Source organism: Nocardiopsis suaedae (assembly GCF_027706745.1).
In the GTDB taxonomy this organism is placed as follows: Bacteria; Actinomycetota; Actinomycetes; order Streptosporangiales; family Streptosporangiaceae; genus Nocardiopsis_A; species Nocardiopsis_A suaedae.
Genome location: NZ_JAQFWP010000012.1, coordinates 79,276 through 97,089, shown reverse-complemented (window position 1 = coordinate 97,089; position 17,814 = coordinate 79,276). Strand labels below are relative to the sequence as shown.

16 protein-coding genes are annotated in these 17,814 nt (G+C 74.8%); 12 read left to right on the top strand and 4 right to left on the bottom strand.

Going from position 1 to position 17,814, the window contains the following annotated elements:
- Positions 1–179: 179 nt before the first annotated feature.
- From O4U47_RS09020 to O4U47_RS08990, 7 genes are all read left to right on the top strand, one after another.
- Positions 180–434 (top strand): hypothetical protein, encoded by a 255-nt coding sequence (locus O4U47_RS09020; protein WP_270677211.1) that lies wholly within the window; start codon positions 180–182, stop codon positions 432–434.
- 220 nt (positions 435–654) lie between these two features.
- Complete coding sequence (locus tag O4U47_RS09015) at positions 655–993, top strand: histone-like nucleoid-structuring protein Lsr2 (RefSeq protein ID WP_270677210.1); 339 nt, start codon at positions 655–657, stop codon at positions 991–993.
- A 498-nt stretch (positions 994–1,491) separates the two neighbouring features.
- A complete protein-coding gene (locus O4U47_RS09010) occupies positions 1,492–4,002 on the top strand; it encodes an ATP-dependent Clp protease ATP-binding subunit (protein ID WP_270677209.1) in 2,511 nt (836 codons plus the stop codon).
- A 224-nt stretch (positions 4,003–4,226) separates the two neighbouring features.
- Positions 4,227–4,427, top strand: coding sequence for a hypothetical protein (locus O4U47_RS09005; protein ID WP_026123298.1), 201 nt, complete (start codon positions 4,227–4,229; stop codon positions 4,425–4,427).
- Between the two features lies 1 nt (position 4,428).
- Positions 4,429–4,959 carry a DUF6879 family protein gene (locus tag O4U47_RS09000; RefSeq protein WP_270677208.1) on the top strand — a complete coding sequence of 177 codons (531 nt, stop codon included), beginning with the start codon at positions 4,429–4,431 and terminating at the stop codon, positions 4,957–4,959.
- Positions 4,956–5,807 carry a helix-turn-helix domain-containing protein gene (locus O4U47_RS08995; RefSeq protein ID WP_270677207.1) on the top strand — a complete coding sequence of 284 codons (852 nt, stop codon included), beginning with the start codon at positions 4,956–4,958 and terminating at the stop codon, positions 5,805–5,807. The genes O4U47_RS09000 and O4U47_RS08995 overlap by 4 nt, the downstream gene beginning before the upstream one ends.
- A gap of 153 nt (positions 5,808–5,960) precedes the next feature.
- Positions 5,961–6,395, top strand: coding sequence for a hypothetical protein (locus O4U47_RS08990; protein WP_270677206.1), 435 nt, complete (start codon positions 5,961–5,963; stop codon positions 6,393–6,395).
- 24 nt (positions 6,396–6,419) lie between these two features.
- Here the strand turns inward: O4U47_RS08990 and O4U47_RS08985 are convergent, their stop codons facing one another.
- Positions 6,420–7,295 carry an HhH-GPD family protein gene (locus tag O4U47_RS08985; RefSeq protein ID WP_270677241.1) on the bottom strand — a complete coding sequence of 292 codons (876 nt, stop codon included), beginning with the start codon at positions 7,293–7,295 and terminating at the stop codon, positions 6,420–6,422.
- Positions 7,296–7,363: 68 nt separating this feature from the next.
- On the opposite strand from O4U47_RS08985, the gene O4U47_RS08980 reads away from it, so the two are divergent.
- Positions 7,364–8,158 carry a hypothetical protein gene (locus tag O4U47_RS08980; RefSeq protein WP_270677204.1) on the top strand — a complete coding sequence of 265 codons (795 nt, stop codon included), beginning with the start codon at positions 7,364–7,366 and terminating at the stop codon, positions 8,156–8,158.
- Between the two features lie 56 nt (positions 8,159–8,214).
- On the opposite strand, the gene radA is transcribed toward O4U47_RS08980, so the two are convergent.
- Positions 8,215–9,582 carry a DNA repair protein RadA gene (radA, locus tag O4U47_RS08975; RefSeq protein WP_270677201.1) on the bottom strand — a complete coding sequence of 456 codons (1,368 nt, stop codon included), beginning with the start codon at positions 9,580–9,582 and terminating at the stop codon, positions 8,215–8,217.
- A gap of 200 nt (positions 9,583–9,782) precedes the next feature.
- Here radA and O4U47_RS08970 point away from each other — a divergent pair, with 200 nt between their 5' ends.
- Entirely contained in the window at positions 9,783–10,529 is a 747-nt protein-coding gene (locus O4U47_RS08970) for a hypothetical protein (protein WP_270677200.1), read from the top strand.
- A gap of 31 nt (positions 10,530–10,560) precedes the next feature.
- Here O4U47_RS08970 and O4U47_RS08965 read toward each other — a convergent pair whose 3' ends face one another.
- A complete protein-coding gene (locus O4U47_RS08965; protein WP_270677240.1) occupies positions 10,561–11,178 on the bottom strand; it encodes a class I SAM-dependent methyltransferase in 618 nt (205 codons plus the stop codon).
- 149 nt (positions 11,179–11,327) lie between these two features.
- Between O4U47_RS08965 and O4U47_RS08960 the strand changes: the two genes are divergently transcribed.
- On the top strand, positions 11,328–12,287 hold the full coding sequence (locus tag O4U47_RS08960) for a sugar phosphate isomerase/epimerase family protein (protein WP_270677199.1): 960 nt from the start codon (positions 11,328–11,330) through the stop codon (positions 12,285–12,287).
- 37 nt (positions 12,288–12,324) lie between these two features.
- Here the strand turns inward: O4U47_RS08960 and O4U47_RS08955 are convergent, their stop codons facing one another.
- Positions 12,325–13,398 (bottom strand): alkene reductase, encoded by a 1,074-nt coding sequence (locus O4U47_RS08955; RefSeq protein ID WP_270677198.1) that lies wholly within the window; start codon positions 13,396–13,398, stop codon positions 12,325–12,327.
- A 290-nt stretch (positions 13,399–13,688) separates the two neighbouring features.
- Between O4U47_RS08955 and O4U47_RS08950 the strand changes: the two genes are divergently transcribed.
- On the top strand, positions 13,689–16,886 hold the full coding sequence (locus tag O4U47_RS08950) for an AfsR/SARP family transcriptional regulator (RefSeq protein ID WP_270677197.1): 3,198 nt from the start codon (positions 13,689–13,691) through the stop codon (positions 16,884–16,886).
- A gap of 134 nt (positions 16,887–17,020) precedes the next feature.
- On the top strand, positions 17,021–17,812 hold the full coding sequence (gene proC, locus O4U47_RS08945; protein WP_270677196.1) for a pyrroline-5-carboxylate reductase: 792 nt from the start codon (positions 17,021–17,023) through the stop codon (positions 17,810–17,812).
- The last annotated feature ends 2 nt before the right edge of the window (positions 17,813–17,814 follow it).

Sequence of the window (17,814 nt, the reverse complement as noted above, 5' to 3'; positions counted from 1 at the left end):
GGGTCCGCTCGGGGCCGTGTGCGGCGCGCGGCGGTCGGCCGGGGTGTCTATGATGTCGGGGTCCCCACCCGTCAATCCCGGGGGGCGTGCGCGCCGCGCACGGCCGAGGCCGAGGGCCGCCGACCCTCTCCGTGGGGTAATTGCTGCATAAAGTAACAACAAGGAAGGGTGTGCGTCCGATGGGCGACGTTTTGTCGGCGCTGATCCCCCCTGCTGTTGTCGCGACGGTCTTCTGTGCGTTCGTCGTCAAGCTGCTCCGCAAGGAGATGGCGCCCCGGACGTCGGACGGCAGACCGGTCGGCGAGGCCCGGGCCGAGGCGCCGGCGCCGTCCCCGCAGGACGCGGGGGGCACGGCCGGAACCGGTGGGAACGACGGCGCGCCTGTGCGCCCGGGGGAGGACGATTCCCCCTCGGAGCAGGGATCGGAGCACTAGCGCCGGGGCCGGGGGGAGCGATATGGGGCACCGCGTGGGCCGGGATATGGCGGCCCGCGGGAGGCGTGCCGCCCGCCCGAATCGGCCCCGGCGGCGATCTTGTCCGCCCCCGGCGGCCGGGGCGGCGATTTCCGCCGCGTGGAGAATTGTCTTCCGTCCCGGGGGCGGATAGCTTTATATTCAGGTGCCGACGCACCGCACTGCTGAAAGGTCTACATCCATGGCACAAAAGGTTCAGGTGCTTCTCGTCGACGATCTGGACGGCGGAGAGGCCGACGAGACGGTCGCGTTCGGGGTCGACGGAACGAGTTATGAAATCGACCTGAGTACCGACAACGCCACCACGCTCCGCGAGCTCCTGGCCCCCTACGTGTCGGCGGCGCGCAAGGCCCCGGCCAAGGCCGGGCGCGGCGGCCGGCGGCAGCAGCGCAGCGCCCCCAGCCGTGAGCGCAGCGCCGAGATCCGGGCGTGGGCCAAGGCCCAGGGCAAGCAGGTGAACGAGCGGGGCCGCATCCCGGCCGCGATCGTCGCCGAGTACGAGGCGGCGCAGGGCCGCTAGTCCCCGGACGCGGACCCTCCCCGGTCGGGTCCGACCCGGCCCGGGGAGCGCCGGCGTGCGGCCGTGCGCCGACCGGGCCAGGCCCGGCCGGCGTTCCGGGTGCCCGGTGTCCCGCGCACCCGGCGGCCGGGTCCGGCGCCGCCCGGGGCGGCCCTGTTCGCTCAGAGCAAATCCCCGAGGAATGCACAGGCGGTCCGCGTGCCCCGCGAAAGCGGAGGGCACGCGGACCGTTCGCTTGCGGCGTAGTCGGAACACCGAAGGCCCGATTGGTAGTTGGATGAGGGTGAACGCCCTATCGTCGGGGAAAGTCTCTGGCAACGATGGTCGGAGGCAACCGGACGATGCGGGTGCGTCTCCGGTCGGCGGGCGTCCGGCGGCCGGGGACGGGTGCGGCAGCGCCCTCCGAGGGCTTTCACCCCCCGAAGGGCCGAAAAGCGGAAAAGCGTGAGGGTCGGAGCTTCCGCCCCTGCCTGACCGCTCTGTGAGGAGCGACGAGACATGTTCGAGAGGTTTACCGACCGCGCACGGCGCGTGGTGGTCCTGGCCCAGGAAGAGGCCAGGATGCTCAACCACAACTACATCGGTACGGAGCACATCCTGCTCGGCCTCATCCACGAGGGTGAGGGCGTGGCTGCGAAGGCTCTGGAGAGCCTGGGGATCAGCCTCGAAGCGGTCCGGCAGCAGGTCGAGGAGATCATCGGCCAGGGCCAGCAGGCCCCCTCCGGCCACATCCCGTTCACCCCGCGCGCCAAGAAGGTCCTGGAGCTGTCCCTGCGCGAGGCGCTCCAGCTGGGCCACAACTACATCGGCACCGAGCACATCCTGCTCGGGCTGATCCGCGAGGGCGAGGGCGTGGCGGCGCAGGTCCTGGTCAAGCTCGGCGCCGACCTGAACCGGGTGCGCCAGCAGGTGATCCAGCTGCTCCACGGCTACCAGGGCAAGGAGCCGCAGGCCACCGGGGCCTCCTCGGAGTCGGCCCCCTCCACCTCCCTGGTGCTGGACCAGTTCGGCCGGAACCTGACCCAGGCCGCGCGGGAGAGCAAGCTCGACCCGGTGATCGGCCGGGACAACGAGATCGAGCGGGTCATGCAGGTCCTGTCCCGCAGGACCAAGAACAACCCGGTGCTCATCGGCGAGCCCGGCGTCGGCAAGACCGCGGTGGTCGAGGGGCTGGCCCAGAAGATCGTCAAGGGCGAGATCCCCGAGACGCTCAAGGACAAGCAGCTCTACACGCTCGACCTGGGCGCGCTGGTGGCCGGCAGCCGGTACCGCGGCGACTTCGAGGAGCGCCTGAAGAAGGTGCTCAAGGAGATCAAGACCCGCGGCGACATCATCCTGTTCATCGACGAGCTGCACACGCTCGTCGGCGCGGGCGCGGCGGAGGGCGCGATAGACGCCGCCTCCATCCTCAAGCCGATGCTGGCCCGCGGCGAGCTGCAGACCATCGGCGCGACCACGCTGGACGAGTACCGCAAGCACCTGGAGAAGGACGCCGCCCTGGAGCGGCGCTTCCAGCCCATCCAGGTCGACGAGCCCACCATCGCGCACACCATCGAGATCCTGAAGGGGCTGCGCGACCGCTACGAGGCGCACCACCGGGTCTCCATCACCGACAGCGCGCTGGTGGCCTCGGCCCAGCTGGCCGACCGCTACATCAGCGACCGGTTCCTGCCGGACAAGGCGATCGACCTGATCGACGAGGCCGGGTCGCGGATGCGCATCCGCCGCATGACCGCCCCGCCGGACCTGCGCGAGTTCGACGACAAGATCGCCGACGTCCGCAAGGACAAGGAGTCGGCCATCGACGCGCAGGACTTCGAGAAGGCCGCCTCGCTGCGCGACGACGAGAAGAAGCTGCTCAACTCCAAGGCCCAGCGGGAGAAGGAGTGGAAGGCCGGCGACATGGACGTCGTCGCCGAGGTGGGCGAGGAGCTCATCGCCGAGGTCCTGGCCGCCTCCACCGGCATCCCGGTCTTCAAGCTCACCGAGGAGGAGAGCTCCCGGCTGCTGCGCATGGAGGACGAGCTGCACAAGCGCGTCATCGGTCAGGAGGACGCCATCAAGGCGCTCTCCCAGGCGATCCGGCGCACGCGTGCGGGCCTGAAGGACCCCAAGCGCCCCGGCGGCTCGTTCATCTTCGCCGGCCCCTCGGGCGTCGGCAAGACCGAGCTGTCCAAGACGCTGGCGGAGTTCCTGTTCGGCGACGAGGACGCGCTGATCCAGCTCGACATGAGCGAGTTCATGGAGAAGCACACCGTCTCCCGGCTGTTCGGCTCGCCGCCCGGGTACGTCGGCTACGAGGAGGGCGGCCAGCTCACCGAGAAGGTGCGCCGCAAGCCGTTCTCCGTGGTCCTGTTCGACGAGATCGAGAAGGCGCACGGCGACATCTTCAACTCGCTGCTGCAGGTCCTCGAAGAGGGGCGGCTCACCGACGCCCAGGGCCGCAACGTCGACTTCAAGAACACGGTCATCATCATGACCACCAACCTGGGCACCCGGGACATCTCCAAGGGCGCGGCGATGGGCTTCGCCAAGGAGGACGACGAGAAGACCAACTACGACCGGATGAAGGCCAAGGTCCAGGAAGAGCTCAAGCAGAACTTCCGGCCCGAGTTCCTCAACCGCGTCGATGACGTCATCGTCTTCCACCAGCTGTCCGAGCAGGAGATCATCGACATCGTCGACCTGATGGTCGCCAACCTCGACAGCCGCCTGAAGGACCGGGACATGGGCCTGGAGCTGCGGTCGAACGCCAAGAAGGTGCTCGCCTCCCGCGGCTACGACCCGGTGCTGGGCGCCCGGCCGCTGCGCCGGACCATCCAGCGCGAGATCGAGGACCAGCTCTCGGAGAAGATCCTCTACAACGAGCTGCGCCCCGGCCAGATCGTGGTGATCGACGCCGAGGGCGAGGGCGCCGACGCCCGGTTCACCTTCTCCGGCGTGCCCAAGCCGGACTCGGTCCCCGACGCCCCCCGGGTGGAGGAGACCGCCGCGGGCTCGGCCGAGTAGCCGGACCGCAGAGCGGCCGGGCACGCACCGCCGCACCCGCCCGACCGGACCGCGTGGGCCCCGCCTCGACACGAGGCGGGGCCCACGTCGCTGTGCGGCCCCCGGCCGGGTGAAATCCGGCCGTGTGCCCTGAAGCCGGTGCGGTGTCCGATTCGGCGAAGGGGTGGCGTGCCCCGTGGTGCTGGCCGACGATGATCATGACGCACCAGGGCCAGGGAGGGCACATGAAGCTCAGGTTCATCGGCACCACGTCGCAGGGAAGCGGCTGCCCCAGCCTCTACGAGACCGACGGCGGCGATTTCGTCGTGCAGGGCCGCCGGCTCACCGACCCCGAGGCCCTGGCCCAGGTGAGGAATGTCCTGGAAGGGGAAGAATTCGTCGTCGTACCCCGTGAGCTCCTGACCCGATACACCCCGAAGGAGTGACGTGGCGGACCTGATCCCTCCGGGCCCGGGCCTCGACAGGCTCTTCCGGGACTTCCGCTTCACGGCCTGGCGCCTGGAGACGCGCCGCGCCTACGGCGTGGCCGAGGAGGACCGGCCCTACCGGGAGTGGCTCTCCGGGCGCGATCCGGGGATCGGGTGGTTCAGGCCGTGGCTGGAGCTGGTGCGGGCCGAGACGGCGAAGGGCAAGCGCATGGAGCGGGTCAGGCTGGTCGACGATCCCCCTTCGGACTACCTGAGGTGGGAGCTGTGGGGGACCCCCTACAACCTGGCCGCGGGGGAGGACATCCGGTACCTGCCCCGCGGCCACCCGGTCGTGCGCGAGCTGCCGGCCGAGGACTTCTGGCTGTTCGACAGCGCGGCCGTGGCCCGGCTGCGCTTCGACGGCGACCGGTTCGCCGGGGCCGAGCTCCTCCGCGGGCCCGAGGAGGTCGTCCAGGCCGCCCGGGCGCGCGACGCCGCGTGGCACCACGCGCTCCCCTACACGCGGTACCTGTCCACGCTGATCCGATGAACGACTACCAGACGGCGCGGCACGCCCTCGGGGCGCGCCTGCGCGAGCTGCGCTCGGACGCCGGGATGTCCGGCCGCTCCCTGGCGGACCGGCTGGGCTGGCCGCCGTCCAAGGTGAGCAAGCTGGAGAACGGGCGGCAGACCGCCTCCGGCGACGACCTGCGCGCCTGGGCCGCGGCGTGCGCCGCCCCCGGCGCGGCCGGGGAGCTGATCGCCCAGCGGCGGGCGATGGAGACGCACTACGCGAGCTGGCGGCGCCAGCTCGCCGCGGGCACGCGCGCCCGGCAGCGGGCGTTCGGCCAGGACGAGACCGCCTCCGCGCGCATCCGGGTGTTCGAGTCGGCGTGCGTGCCGGGCCTGCTGCAGACCCCCGAGTACGCCCGGCACATGCTGCGGCGCACGGTCGAGCTGCACCGCGCCCCCGGCGGCGACGTGGAGGAGGGCGTGCGCGCCCGGATCCGCCGCCAGGAGGTGCTCTCCGAGCCGCACCGCCGCGTGGAGGTGCTGATGTGGGAGCCCGCGCTGCGGATGCTGATCTGCCCGGAGGAGGTGATGGCCGGGCAGCTCGACCGGATCGCCGGGATGGTGGGCATGCGGTCGGTGGACATCGCGGTGGTGCCCGCCCGGGCGCGGCTGCGGGTCGTGCCCTCGCACGGGTTCTGGATCTTCGACGACCGGATGGTGGTCGTCGAGACGATCGGCGCCGAGCTGCGGCTGGACGACCCGGAAGCGGTGGTGCCCTACCGGGCGGTGTTCGAGGCGCTGTCCGCGGCGGCCGTGCGCGAGGCCGCCGCGCACCGGCTGCTCGCCCGCATCCGGGGGGACCTGCTCCGCCCGGACCGTCCCTGACCTGCTCGCGGACCCGGCAGGAGAAATTTCAAGAAACCTCGGGGACGCCGGGAATGGCCGCGCCCTAGCGTCGTGCCCCGGATGGACCGGACCGCGGCGGCCCCGCCGCGCGGCCGGGCACCGTCCGGTCGGCGGGTTCGGGGAGGGGGCGCGGTGGACGCGGGGTGGTCCGGGTGGCGGTTCGGCACGCGGCGCGGGTTCTACAGCGGGGCGGAGGTGCACACCGCGACCCGGCCGCACCCCGAGGTGCCGGGGCGCACCGAGGAGGTGGAGGCGGCCGACCGGGACGAGCTGGCGGCGGCGCTGCAGGTGCACGCCCTGCTGGACGCGCTGCGCGCACGGTACGGCCGGGACTGGGCCATCGGCGCGGAGTCGGCCACCGCGGGGCGCCCGCGGTGGGTCTGGGCGGCCCCGCGCGAGCCGGGCCGCGCGGCGCCCCGGCCGATGCAGCCGGCGGAGCTGGCGGCGTGGCTGGACGCGCACGGCGGCCCCGGGCGCGGCGCGGGCGGCGGATCGACGGAGGCCCTGGACGGCGACGGCCGACTTCCCCATCCAGGGCCTCCGCCGAGCCCCCGTCCGCACACGTAGCCGGGCGGGCGCCCCGGGGGCCGCTCAGCCGGGCAGGGCGTACCGGCCGTCGTCCAAGGGGTCGACCAGGCCGTCGGCGATCAGCGCGTCCAGGGCGCGCTCACGCTGGACCGGCTCGTCCCAGACCGCGTCGAGGGCGGGCTTGTCCACCGGGTCCGGGGAGGCGCGCAGGACCGCCAGCAGGCGGCCGCGCACCTGCCGGTCGGTCCCGGCGTAGCGCTGTCCGCGGCGGGGCGGGCCGTCGTAGGCGGGGTACCCGGCGGCGCGCCAAGCGCACCGGTCGGCGACGGGGCAGTCGGCGCACGCGGGGGAGCGGGCGGTGCACACCAGCGCCCCCAGCTCCATCACGGCCACACTCCATCGGACCGCGGTGGGGGCGTTTTCGGGCAGCAGTTCCTCGGCGAGCGCGGTCTCGCCCCGGGTGGCGGCCTTCGGCGGGTACTGCACACCGGTGACCGCTCTGGCCAGAACCCGGCGCACATTGGTGTCCAGAACCGCGTGCCGCTGCCCGTAGGCGAAACTCGCCACCGCCGCCGCCGTGTAGGCCCCGATGCCGGGCAGCGCGAGCAGCTCGGCGTGGTCCGAGGGCACCTCGCCCCCGTGGCGCCCGGTGATCTCCCGAGCGCACGCGTGCAGGTTGAGGGCGCGGCGCGGGTAGCCCAGGCGGTTCCACATCCGCACCGCCTCCCCGGAGGGCTCGGCGGCCAGGTCGGCCGGGGACGGCCAGCGGCGCATCCACGCCTCCCAGGCGGGCAGCACCCGCACGACCGGCGTCTGCTGCAGCATGACCTCGCTCACCAGCACCGACCAGGGCGAGGCCCGGTCGGCGCGCCAGGGCAGGTCGCGCGCGTTCCGCTCGTACCAGGCGAGGACCGCGGTGGAATAAGGGTTGTCGATCATGCCCATTCGTGGTCGGAATACGGCGGGTTGAGTAGGTGACACGCCGGGGGAACCGGAATACTACGCGCATGGCGTCAAGTGCTGGACACCCGGGACCGGTCAGCCCCGGGACGTATTGGAAGCGGCGTGTCTTCGTACTGGTGGGCCTGCTGGCGGTGGTGACGCTGATCGCCTACGCCTGCCGCCCGTCCGCCTCGGACACCGAGAACGCCGCCGGGGCGTCCCCGGAGGCCTCCTCCTCGCCGTCGGCGGAGCCGGAGTCCAGTGTCCCACCGTCGCCCACCCCCAGCACATCGCCGAGCGAGGACGACGAGGGCGGGGACGGCGACGACGAGGGCGACTCCTCCGGCGGCTCCGGCGGAGAGGACTCCGGGTCCTCCGGCGGGTCGGGCTCCAAGGACGAGGGCGGCGACGAGGGCGGCGAGGACTCCGAGGAGGAGTTCCCCGCGCCGGAGAAGGCGGGCGACCCGTGCCGCCCCTCCGACGTCGTGGTGACGGTGGAGACCGACAAGAGCGACTACGCCTGGGACGCCGAGCCGAAGATCGAGGTCACCGCCGTCAACACCGCCGACCAGACCTGCACGGTGGACCTGGGCCCGGAGAACATGGAGGTGCGCGTCACCTCCGGCGACGACCGGGTGTTCTCCACCGCCGACTGCGCGGCGCGCGAGGACGGGAACGAGGTCGAGCTGGAGCGCGGCGTCCCGGAGAAGACCTCCTTCACCTGGGACCGCAAGCGGTCCTGGAAGGACTGCCGGGACACGCGGGCCACCGCCAAGCGGCCCGGGACCTACGTGGCCACCCTCGAGGGCGACTACGCCTCCGGCAAGGACCGGGAGCGGCAGGTCTTCCGGCTGAACTGACCCCTCCGGGGCGGGCGCGGCCCGCCCCGGACCCCGCTCGGGGAAGCGCCGGGGCGTCAGTGTGAACGGCGGCGCCGGGCGGGCAGGGCCGAGGCCAGGGCCTCGGAGACGTCGTCGACGCCCACCACCTCGATGCCCTCCACCGGGACCTCGCTGTGCCGGGGCACGATCGCCCGGGTGAAACCCAGCCGCTGCGCCTCGATCAGGCGGCGCTCCACGCCGTCCACCGCGCGCACCTCGCCCGCCAGGCCCACCTCGCCCAAGGCGGCCAGCCCGCGCGGCAGCGCCTCGTCCCGGGCCGACCCGGCCACCGCCAGCGCCAGCGCCAGGTCGACCGAGGGCTCGCCCAGCCGCACCCCGCCCACGGTGGACAGGTACACGTCCGCGTTGGCCAGCCGCACCCCGGCCCGCCGCTCCAGCACCGCCAGCGCCATGTTCACCCGCGCCTGGTCCAGCCCGGAGGTGGCCCGGCGCGGCTGCGGCAGGTTGGTCGGCGCGACCAGGGCCTGGACCTCCGCGATCAGCGGGCGGCGCCCCTCCAGGGTGACCGTGACGCAGGTGCCCGGCACCGGCTCGTTGCGGCGGGTCAGGAACAGCCCGCTCGGGTCGGGCAGGCCGATGATCCCGGCCTCGCCCAGGTCGAAGCAGCCGATCTCGTCGGTGGGCCCGTACCGGTTCTTCACCGCGCGCAGCATGCGCAGCCGGGAGTGGCGGTCGCCCTCGAACTGCAGCACCACGTCCACCAGGTGCTCCAGCATGCGGGGGCCGGCGATCGAGCCGTCCTTGGTGACGTGCCCGACCAGCACGGTGGCGATGCCGCGCTCCTTGGCGATGCGGATGAGCGCCCCGGCGACCTCCCGCACCTGGGTGACGCCGCCGGGCACCCCGGACACCTCCGGGGCGCTCATGGTCTGCACCGAGTCGACGATGAGCAGCGCAGGGGCGACCGCGTCCACGTGCGAGGCGACCGCGCCGACCGTGGTCTCGGCGGCGAGGAAGAGCTTGGGGGAGAGCGCGCCCAACCGCTCGGCGCGCAGCCGCACCTGGCCGGTGGACTCCTCGCCGGTGACGTAGAGCACCGGACCCGCGTCCGCCGACAGCGCGGCGACCTCCAGCAGCAGCGTCGACTTGCCCACACCGGGCTCGCCCGCCAGCAGCATCACGCCGCCGGGGACCACCCCGCCGCCGAGCACCCGGTCCAGCTCGTCCAGCCCGGTGGGGGCGGCGTGCGCGGTCTCCACGTCGATCTCGGTGATGGGGCGGGCGGAGGTGGCCACCCGGGTGGGGGCCACGGCGGTCGGCGCGGGCGCGCCCGCCTCCTCGACCGTGCCCCAGGCCTGGCACTCCCCGCACCGGCCCACCCACTTCAGCGTGGTCCAGCCGCACTCGGCGCACCGGAAGGAACTCTTCGCGCTCTTCGCCATGGTTGCACGCTAGCCCCTCGGGGGGACAGGACACGCCCGGACGCACGGCCTGTGGACGGCGGGCCGGAGCGGGGGCGGACGGATCCGGAACCAGGCGGCGCACCGGTGAGTCACACCGGGCGAAGGGCCGGGCGCGGGCAGGGCGCCCGGCGCGCGCCATGGCCCGCGGGCGCGCACGAGGCACCTGGGAGAGGACGGCCGTGGAACCCCCGATCAGCACCCTGGTCCGAAGGGCGGCGCTGGCGCTGGCCTGTGCGGGCGCCCTGGCCGCCTCGTCCGCGTGCGGCGCGGTCGCCTACCTCCGGGACGGTGAGCTGCCGCCCGACCGGGACGGCGCGGCGCCCACCGCGCCGAGCCCGTCGCCGTCCGGCTCCCCGGGCGCGCCGGACGGGGCGGGCCCCTCCGCCTCCCCGCCCGGGGACGGGTACTCCGACGGCGCCTCCCCCGGGGGGTCCCCGCCCGGGGGCGGCTTCCGCACCGGCCCGGTGCCGGCCGATGAGCCCGTCTTCGACGAGCGCAGCCTGGGGCCCACACCGCCGCCCGGCGACTTCACGGCGTCGGTGGAGTACGAGATCAAGCGGTTCGTCAACGCCTTCGGGATGGAGTACGACCCGGAGTCGGCGGTCGTCTGCGGGGAGCTGGCCCCCGAGGACGGCGCGACCGGGTCCTGCGAGGCGACCTACATGGGGTACGCGGCCGTCTTCGACGTCACCGTCACCGGCGCCGAGACCTTCGAGTACGAGACCGGGCGGCTGCCGGTGTCGCGGGCGGCCGTCGAGGAGCGGTACCGGTACCACACCGGCCAGGAGGAGGTGCGGTGCGAGATGGACGAGTACTCGATGGTGACCTCGGCCTCCAGCGGCATCGAGTGCGTGTCGGCGGCCGGGGACCGGGCCCTGGTCGAGGTCTCCTCGGACGGGTCGGGAGTGGGCTTCGATGAGCGGTGAGGCGCCGGGCGCGGCCCGGGCGGCGGCCCGGTCAGTACTCGCGCCACCACAGGTTGACCGCGTAGTCCACTTCGAGGCCGGGGTGGGCCGCGATGATCTCGTCGGCCAGGCGCTGCGGGAACTCGATGCGCACCACGGCCTCGAAGTCGGCGCGGCGCCCGAAGCGCCACCGGATGTCCAGCGGCTCCCGGGAGAACCCCTGGGCGGCCCAGAACCGCTCCACGTCGTCCGGGTCGTAGCGGGGCAGGAACCGGCGGAACCAGCCGCCGAAGGTGCTGCGGGAGGCGTCGTTGTCGACGATGAACGCCGCGCCGCCGCGGCGCATCACCCGGGACAGCTCGCGCAGCCCCGGCTCGCAGCCGCGACCGAAGAAGTAGGCCCACCGGGCGTGCGCCACCTCCACCGAGGCGTCGGGCACCGGGAGGCGCTGCGCCACCCCTGTGCGCACCTCGGCGTTGCCCAGCCCGGCGGTCCGGGCGCGGGCGGCCGCCGCCAGCTCCCCGTGCGGCTCCACCCCGGTCACGTGCGCGGCGACCGAGGCGAAGGCGGGCAGGTGGTAGCCGGTGCCGCAGCCGATGTCGAGCACCCGCGCCCCGGTCATGGGGCGGATGCGCTCCATGGCGGCGGCGATGCGCCCGTCCGGGTCCACGGCGGCGTTCTCCAGCTCGTAGACGCCGGGGCTGTGCCAGATGTTGGGGCTGGGGATCGCCCCCTGAAGTGCGGCTCTCACCCCGGGCAGGCTAGCCGCGCCGACGGCCCCCGGGCCAATCCGGCCCCCCACCGCATAGGGTTGATCGGGTGAGCGCTATCGAGGTCCCCGACGCGCCGGTGGTCCTGTCGACCGCCTCGGTCTTCCCGGAGAAGACGCCCGCCGCCTTCGAGATCGCCGCCGAGCTCGGCTACGACGGCATCGAGGTGCTGGTCTCCTCCGACCCGGTCAGCCAGGACACCGACATGCTGCGCCGGCTCTCCGACTACCACGGCGTGCCCGTCACCGCGGTGCACTCCCCCTGCCTGATCTTCACCCAGCGGGTGTGGGGGCGCGACCCGTGGGAGAAACTGGTCCGCTCCAAGGCGATGGCCGAGGCGCTGGGCGCCACCGCGATCGTGGTGCACCCGGCGTTCCGGTGGCAGCGCGAGTACGCCAAGGCCTTCGAGGAGGGCATCGCCCGCATGCAGGAGGAGACCGACGTGGTCTTCGCCGTGGAGAACATGTACCCCGTGCACATGGGCGACCGGGAAGTGGTCCCCTACGCGCCGAGCTGGAACCCGCTCGACCGGGACTACCCGGACGTCACCCTGGACCTGTCGCACACCGCGATGTCCCGGTCGGACGCCATGGACATGGCCAAGCGGCTGGGCGGGCGGCTGTCCCACGTGCACCTGGCCGACGGGTTCGGCGGGCAGAACCTGGACGAGCACCTCATCCCGGGGCGCGGCGCGCAACCGTGCGCGGAGCTGCTGGAGCACCTGGCGACCACGGGGTACGAGGGGCAGATCGTCCTGGAGGTGAACACCCGTAAGGCGGTCGACCGGGAGGCGCGCAAGCTGGAGCTGGCCGAGGCGCTGGCGTTCAGCAGGCTGCACTTCGCGGGCGTCGCGGACGGCTCCCCGGATGGCGCCCCGGAGCAGGGCCGTCCCGATCGGCGCGAGCGTGTCGCCATGCGGCGGCGGTCGCCCGCCGCGCCGGAGCGCACGTTCATCGTGGGGCCCGGCGGCACCGCCGAGGAGGAGCACCGGGGCGGCGGGGACGGCTGAGTACGCTCCGCCGTCCCCGCCGCCCGCTGGGCCCCGGTCAGTCCCCCAGACGCGGATAGTCGGTGTACCCGCGGTGGTCGCCCCCGTAGAAGGTGGCGGCGTCGGGCTCGTTGAACGGGCCGCCCGCGCGCACCCGCGCGTCCAGGTCGGGGTTGGCCAGCCAGTCGCTGCCCACGGCGATCGCGTCGGCCGCGCCCTCCCGCAGGGCGTCGGCGCCCGCATGCACCGTGCGGCCCCCCTCGGATGGGGCCGCCGTGGGGTTGAGCACCAGCGCGCCGGGCCAGGCGTCGCGGACCGCCTTGGTGACCGCCCGGTCGCCGACCTCCATGACGTGCAGGTAGGCCAGGCCGAGCGGGGCGAGCTCGCGGGCGAGCGCCGGATAGAACTCCGCGGTGTCGCTCTCGGTGATGCCGTTGAAGGTGTTGCCGGGGGAGACGCGGAACCCGACCCGCTCGGGGCCGACGGCCTCGGTGACGGCGGCCGCGGTCTCCAGGGCGAACCGCATCCGCCGCGCGGGGGAGCCGCCGTAGCCGTCGGTGCGCCGGTTGCTGCCGTCGGCCAGGAACTGGTGGATGAGGTAGCCGTTGGCGCCGTGCAGCTCCACGCCGTCGAACCCGGCGTCCACGGCGTTGCGGGCGGCGTCGGCGAAGTCCTGGACGGTGTCGGCGATCTCCTCGGCGGAGAGTTCGCGCGGGACCGGGTGCTCCAGCATGCCCTCGGGGGTGAAGAGGGACTCGCCGGAGGCGATGGGCGAGGGCGCCACGGGCCGGGCCCCGTCGGGGTAGAGGTGGGGGTGGCCGATCCGGCCGCCGTGCATGATCTGGAGGAAGATGCGCCCGCCGCGGGCGTGGACGGCCCCGGTCGTCGCGCGCCAGGCCGCGACCTGGTCGGCGGTGTGCACGCCGGGGGTGTCGATGTAGCCCTGGCCGATGGTGCTGGGCTGGGCGGCCTCGGTGATGATGAGCCCGGCCGAGGCGCGCTGGGCGTAGTACTCGGCGGTGAGCTCGGTGGCCAGCCCGCCCTTGGCCCGCGACCGGGTCATGGGGGCCATGAACAGGCGGTTGGGGAGTTCGAGCGGGCCGATGGAGACGGGGTCGAAGTAGCCGGGCACGGGGCGTCCTCTCGTGGTGGGCCGGACCGGGGCGGAGTACGGGACCGCCCCGGCGCACCACCAAGGTGCGGGCAGGCGCTCGCCGGGTCCTTGCCGACCGCTTGCCGAACGACGACCGCCCACCGCCGGGCCGGGTGGTGCTCGCGTCCGCTGGAGTCTGGAGCGGTGTCGCTTCCTTCGGACCGGATCAGCGCAGCCGGGACGCCGCTTGAGGTCGGCCTGGCCCGCCGTGAGCGTCGGGCGATGCGCAGCAGGCCGTGATCCGCACGACACGCCCTAGCCTTGGAGCCATGCGATTCGGAGTGCTGGGTCCGGTCGAAGTGCGCACGGAGGACGGGGACCAGGTCGCCGTCCCCGGGGCGAAGGTCCGCTCCCTGCTCGCGGCCCTGCTGGTGGCCGAGGGGGAGCCGGTGTCGGCCGACCGGCTCCTGGAGGACCTCTGGGGGGTGGGCCCCCGCGGCGGCGCCGCGCCGGTGCAGACCGCCGTCTCCCGCCTCCGCCGCGCCCTGGAGGCGGCCGAGCCCGGGGCCCGGGACCGGGTGGAGTCCGGCCCGTCGGGCTACCGCCTCCGCGTGGGCCGCGGCGAGCTCGACGTCCACCGGTTCGCCGAGCTGCTGGAGCGCGCCCGCGCCGCCCCGGCCCCCGCCGACACGGCCGCCGCGCTCGACCGGGCGCTGGCCCTCTGGCGCGGCCCGGCCCTGGCCGACCACGCCGACGCCCCGTTCGCCGCGGCCGCCGTCGCCCGCTGGGAGGAGCGGCGCGCGGCCGCCCGTGAGGAGCTGGCCGAGGCCCGGCTGGCCCTGGGCGAGCACGCCGCCCTCGTCGGCGACCTGGACCCGCTGCTGCGCGCCCACCCGCTGCGCGAGCGCCTGCGCGCCGCCCACATGCGCGCCCTGTACCTCTCCGGCCGCCAGGCCGAGGCCCTGGAGAGCTACCGCGGCTTCCGGACCCTGCTCGCCGAGGAGGTCGGCGTCGACCCCGGCCCCGAGCTGGAGCGGCTGCACGCCGAGATCCTCGACCGCGCGGTGGAGGGCGCCGGGCAGGGCGGCCCACCGCCCCGCAAGGGCAACCTGCCCGCGCCGATCATCGACCCGGTCGGGCGCGGGGAGGACACCGAACGGGTCCTCGCCCTTGTGGACGGCGTCCGGCTGACCACGCTCACCGGCCCCGGCGGGGTCGGCAAGACCACGCTCGCCCTGCAGGCCGCCGACCGCGCCCGGGACCGCTTCCCCGACGGGGTGTGGCTGGTGGAGCTGCTGGAGCGGGACCACGCCGGGACCGACGGCGAACGGCTGGCCGAGCACGTGGCGGCCGCCCTGGAGCTGCGCGACGAGCGCGCCGAGTCGGGTGTGCGGTCGGCCGCCGACCGGCTCACCACGGCGCTGCGCGACCGCCGTGCCCTGCTGGTGCTGGACAACTGCGAGCAGGTGAGCGCCGCCGCCGGGCGGCTCGTCGAGCGCCTGTTGGGCGCCGCCCCGGCCCTGCGCGTCCTGGCCACCAGCCGGGAGCCGCTGGGCGTCCCGGGGGAGTCGCTGTACACGGTGCCCGTGCTCGCCCCCGACGACGCGGTGCGGCTGTTCGAGGAGCGGGCGTCGGCCGCCGCCCCCGGGTTCGCGCTGGACTGGCGCAACGCCGATGCGGTCGCGGCGATCTGCCGCCGCCTCGACGGCCTGCCCAAGGCCGTGGAGCTGGCCGCGACCCGGATCCGCGCCATGGGCGTGTCCGAGCTGGCCGAGCGCCTCGACGACCGGTTCCGCGTGCTGGCCGACCCGGCGCCGGGCCGCCGCCGGCGCACGCTGCGCGAGGTGGTCGACTGGAGCTGGGACCTGCTCGGGGAGGGGGAGCGCACGGTGCTCCGGCGGGTCAGCGTGCATGTGGGCCCCTTCCCGCCCGAGGCGGCCGATGCGGTGGCCGCCCCGTCGGCCTACGGGGCGCGGGAGGACGCGGGGGAGGACGGCGAGCGCGTGTGGGAGGTGCTGGCGCGCCTGGTGGACCGCTCCCTGGTCGAGGTGGAGCACCGGCCCGACGGCACCGCCCGCTACCGGCTCCTGCAGACCATCGGCGCCTACGGGCGCGAGCGCCTCGCCGAGGCGGGCGAGGACGGGCGGGCCCGGGGCCTGCACGTCGCCCACTGGACGGCGGTGGCCGAGGACGCGGCCGCGTGCCTGCGCGGCCCCGGACAGCGGCGCGCCCTGGAGGCCCTGGACACGGGCGGGCCGAACCTCGGGGCGGCGATCGAGCGCGCCGCGGGGGACGGTGACGCCGAGTCGGCGCTGCGCCTGGCCGTGGCCCTGGGGTGGCACCGCTACCTGAGGGGGCGCAACGGCGAGGCGGTGCACGAGCTGACCCTGGCCCTGGACGCGGACGGGGCGGCCCCGGACGGGCTGCGGGGCCGCGCCCTGGCGTGGCGCTCGGTGCTCGGCCGGATGTGCGGGTGCGGGGACGAGGCGGACTCCGACGCCCGCGAGGCCCTGAGGGCACTGGAGGGCTCGGGCCTGCGCGCCGAACTGGCCGAGGCGCGCGCCCTGATGGCCCTGGTGCCGGCGTTCGCGGACGGCGGGGAGGGCGTGCCCGCCGCGGGGGAGCTGGCCCAGGCGGCGCTGGACGCGTTCACCGCCCTCGGCGACACGTGGGGGACGGCGTTAGCGCTGTACGGCCGGGGCTGGAATCTGCTCCGGCGCGGGGACCTCGACGGGGCGCGCCGCGACGCCGAGGAGTGCCACCGGCTGTTCCTGCACACCGGCGACCCGTGGGGCGAGTCGCGCGGGGCGGGGCTGCTCGGGGCGCTCGCGACGATCGCGGGCGACTACGCGCAGGCCCGGCGCCGCCATGAGCGGGCGCAGCGGTCGGCCGAGGAGGCGGGGCTGTGGGCGGCGGCCGCCGAAGGGCTGGTGCGGCTGGGGCGGCTGGCGCTGGCCACCCGCGACCTGGACGCCGCCGACCGCTACAACCGGCAGGCGCTCGGCCGCCTGGGCGCCGACCGCTGCACCGGACCGGCGACGCTCGCCATGGGCGGCCTGGGGATGGCCGCCCGGCGCCGGGGCGACCCCGACGAGGCGGAGGCGCACCTGCGCCCGGTGCTGGAGGTGCACGAGGAGGAGGGCTACCAGGCGGGGCGGGCGTCGACCCTGGCGGAGCTGGGGTTCGCGGCGGAGATGCGCGGCGACGCGGTCCGGGCCCGGCGGCTGCACCTGGAAGGGCTGGAGGCGTCCCGGACGACCGGCGACCCCCGCGCGGTGGCCCAGGCGCTGGAGGGCCTGGCCGGGACCGACGTCCTGGAGGGGATGGCGGAGAACGCGGCCCGCCTGCTGGGCACGGCCCAGGCGGCCCGAGAGGCCACGGGGGCGCCCCAGCCGGCCACGGAGAGGTTCGACGTCGACCGCATCGCGGAAGCGGCCCGGGCGGCCTTGGGCGAGGAGAGGTTCACCGCCCTGTACGGGGAGGGCATGGCCCGCTCGTTGGAGGAGGCGTCCCCGGTCCCGCGATAGCGGCGAACGGATCAGCGGGTCCCCCGCCCACCACCCCGCTCTGGGACGGGGGCCCACATCCCGGATTCCGATGGACGCGTCACACTGCGCTCCGTGACCGCCATAGAGTGGAATGCGTCCGAAAGGGTGAGTGGATGATCGCGATCATTGGCGCGGGCAAGATGGGCGAGGCGCTGCTCGCCGGCCTGCTGGGCACCGGGCACGGCCCGGGCGACGTACTGGTCACCGAACCCCGTGAGGAGCACGCCGCCGAGCTCCGCGGGCGCTACGGGGTGCGCACCGTCCCGGCCGCCGAGGCCGCGGGCGCCGACGCGCTGATCCTGGCGGTCAAGCCGCAGGACATGGTCGACCTGCTGGACGAGCTCAACCCGAACCTGGGCACCGGGACCCTGGTCATCTCCGTCGCGGCGGGAATCACCACCGCCGTCCTGGAGAAGCACCTGGGCGACGGCGTCCCCGTGGTGCGGGCCATGCCCAACACCCCCGCCCTGGTCGGCAAGGGCATGACCGCCGTCACCGGCGGCCGCGCCGCCGACCCGGCCCACCTGGAGCGCGCCGAGGAGCTGCTGCGGGCCGTCGGCGAGGTGGAGGTCGTCGCCGAGCGGCACATGGACACCGTCACCGCCATCTCCGGCAGCGGGCCCGCCTACTTCTACTTCATCGCCGAGACCATGGTCGAGGCCGGCGTGGCCATGGGCATGCCGCGCGCCACCGCCCAGCGGCTGGTGCGCCAGACCATCTCCGGGGCCTCGGCGATGCTCGGCGAGTCCGGCGAGCACCCGGTCGAACTGCGCGAGGCCGTCACCTCCCCGGGCGGCACCACCGCCGCCGCCGTGCGCGAGCTGGAGCGGCACGGGGTGCGCACCGCGTTCACCGACGCCATCGAGGCCGCCCGGGACCGCAGCCGCGCCCTCTCCGAGGGGTGAAT

What these genes read in the sequence shown, in the direction of transcription:
- radA (WP_270677201.1), bottom strand. Translation starts at nt 9,582, where the DNA reads ATGGCGAAGAGCGCGAAGAGTTCCTTCCGGTGCGCCGAGTGCGGCTGG.
- O4U47_RS09010 (WP_270677209.1), top strand. Translation starts at nt 1,492, where the DNA reads ATGTTCGAGAGGTTTACCGACCGCGCACGGCGCGTGGTGGTCCTGGCC.
- O4U47_RS09020 (WP_270677211.1), top strand. Translation starts at nt 180, where the DNA reads ATGGGCGACGTTTTGTCGGCGCTGATCCCCCCTGCTGTTGTCGCGACG.
- O4U47_RS08985 (WP_270677241.1), bottom strand. Translation starts at nt 7,295, where the DNA reads ATGATCGACAACCCTTATTCCACCGCGGTCCTCGCCTGGTACGAGCGG.
- O4U47_RS08950 (WP_270677197.1), top strand. Translation starts at nt 13,689, where the DNA reads ATGCGATTCGGAGTGCTGGGTCCGGTCGAAGTGCGCACGGAGGACGGG.
- O4U47_RS09005 (WP_026123298.1), top strand. Translation starts at nt 4,227, where the DNA reads ATGAAGCTCAGGTTCATCGGCACCACGTCGCAGGGAAGCGGCTGCCCC.
- O4U47_RS08995 (WP_270677207.1), top strand. Translation starts at nt 4,956, where the DNA reads ATGAACGACTACCAGACGGCGCGGCACGCCCTCGGGGCGCGCCTGCGC.
- proC (WP_270677196.1), top strand. Translation starts at nt 17,021, where the DNA reads ATGATCGCGATCATTGGCGCGGGCAAGATGGGCGAGGCGCTGCTCGCC.
- O4U47_RS09015 (WP_270677210.1), top strand. Translation starts at nt 655, where the DNA reads ATGGCACAAAAGGTTCAGGTGCTTCTCGTCGACGATCTGGACGGCGGA.
- O4U47_RS08980 (WP_270677204.1), top strand. Translation starts at nt 7,364, where the DNA reads ATGGCGTCAAGTGCTGGACACCCGGGACCGGTCAGCCCCGGGACGTAT.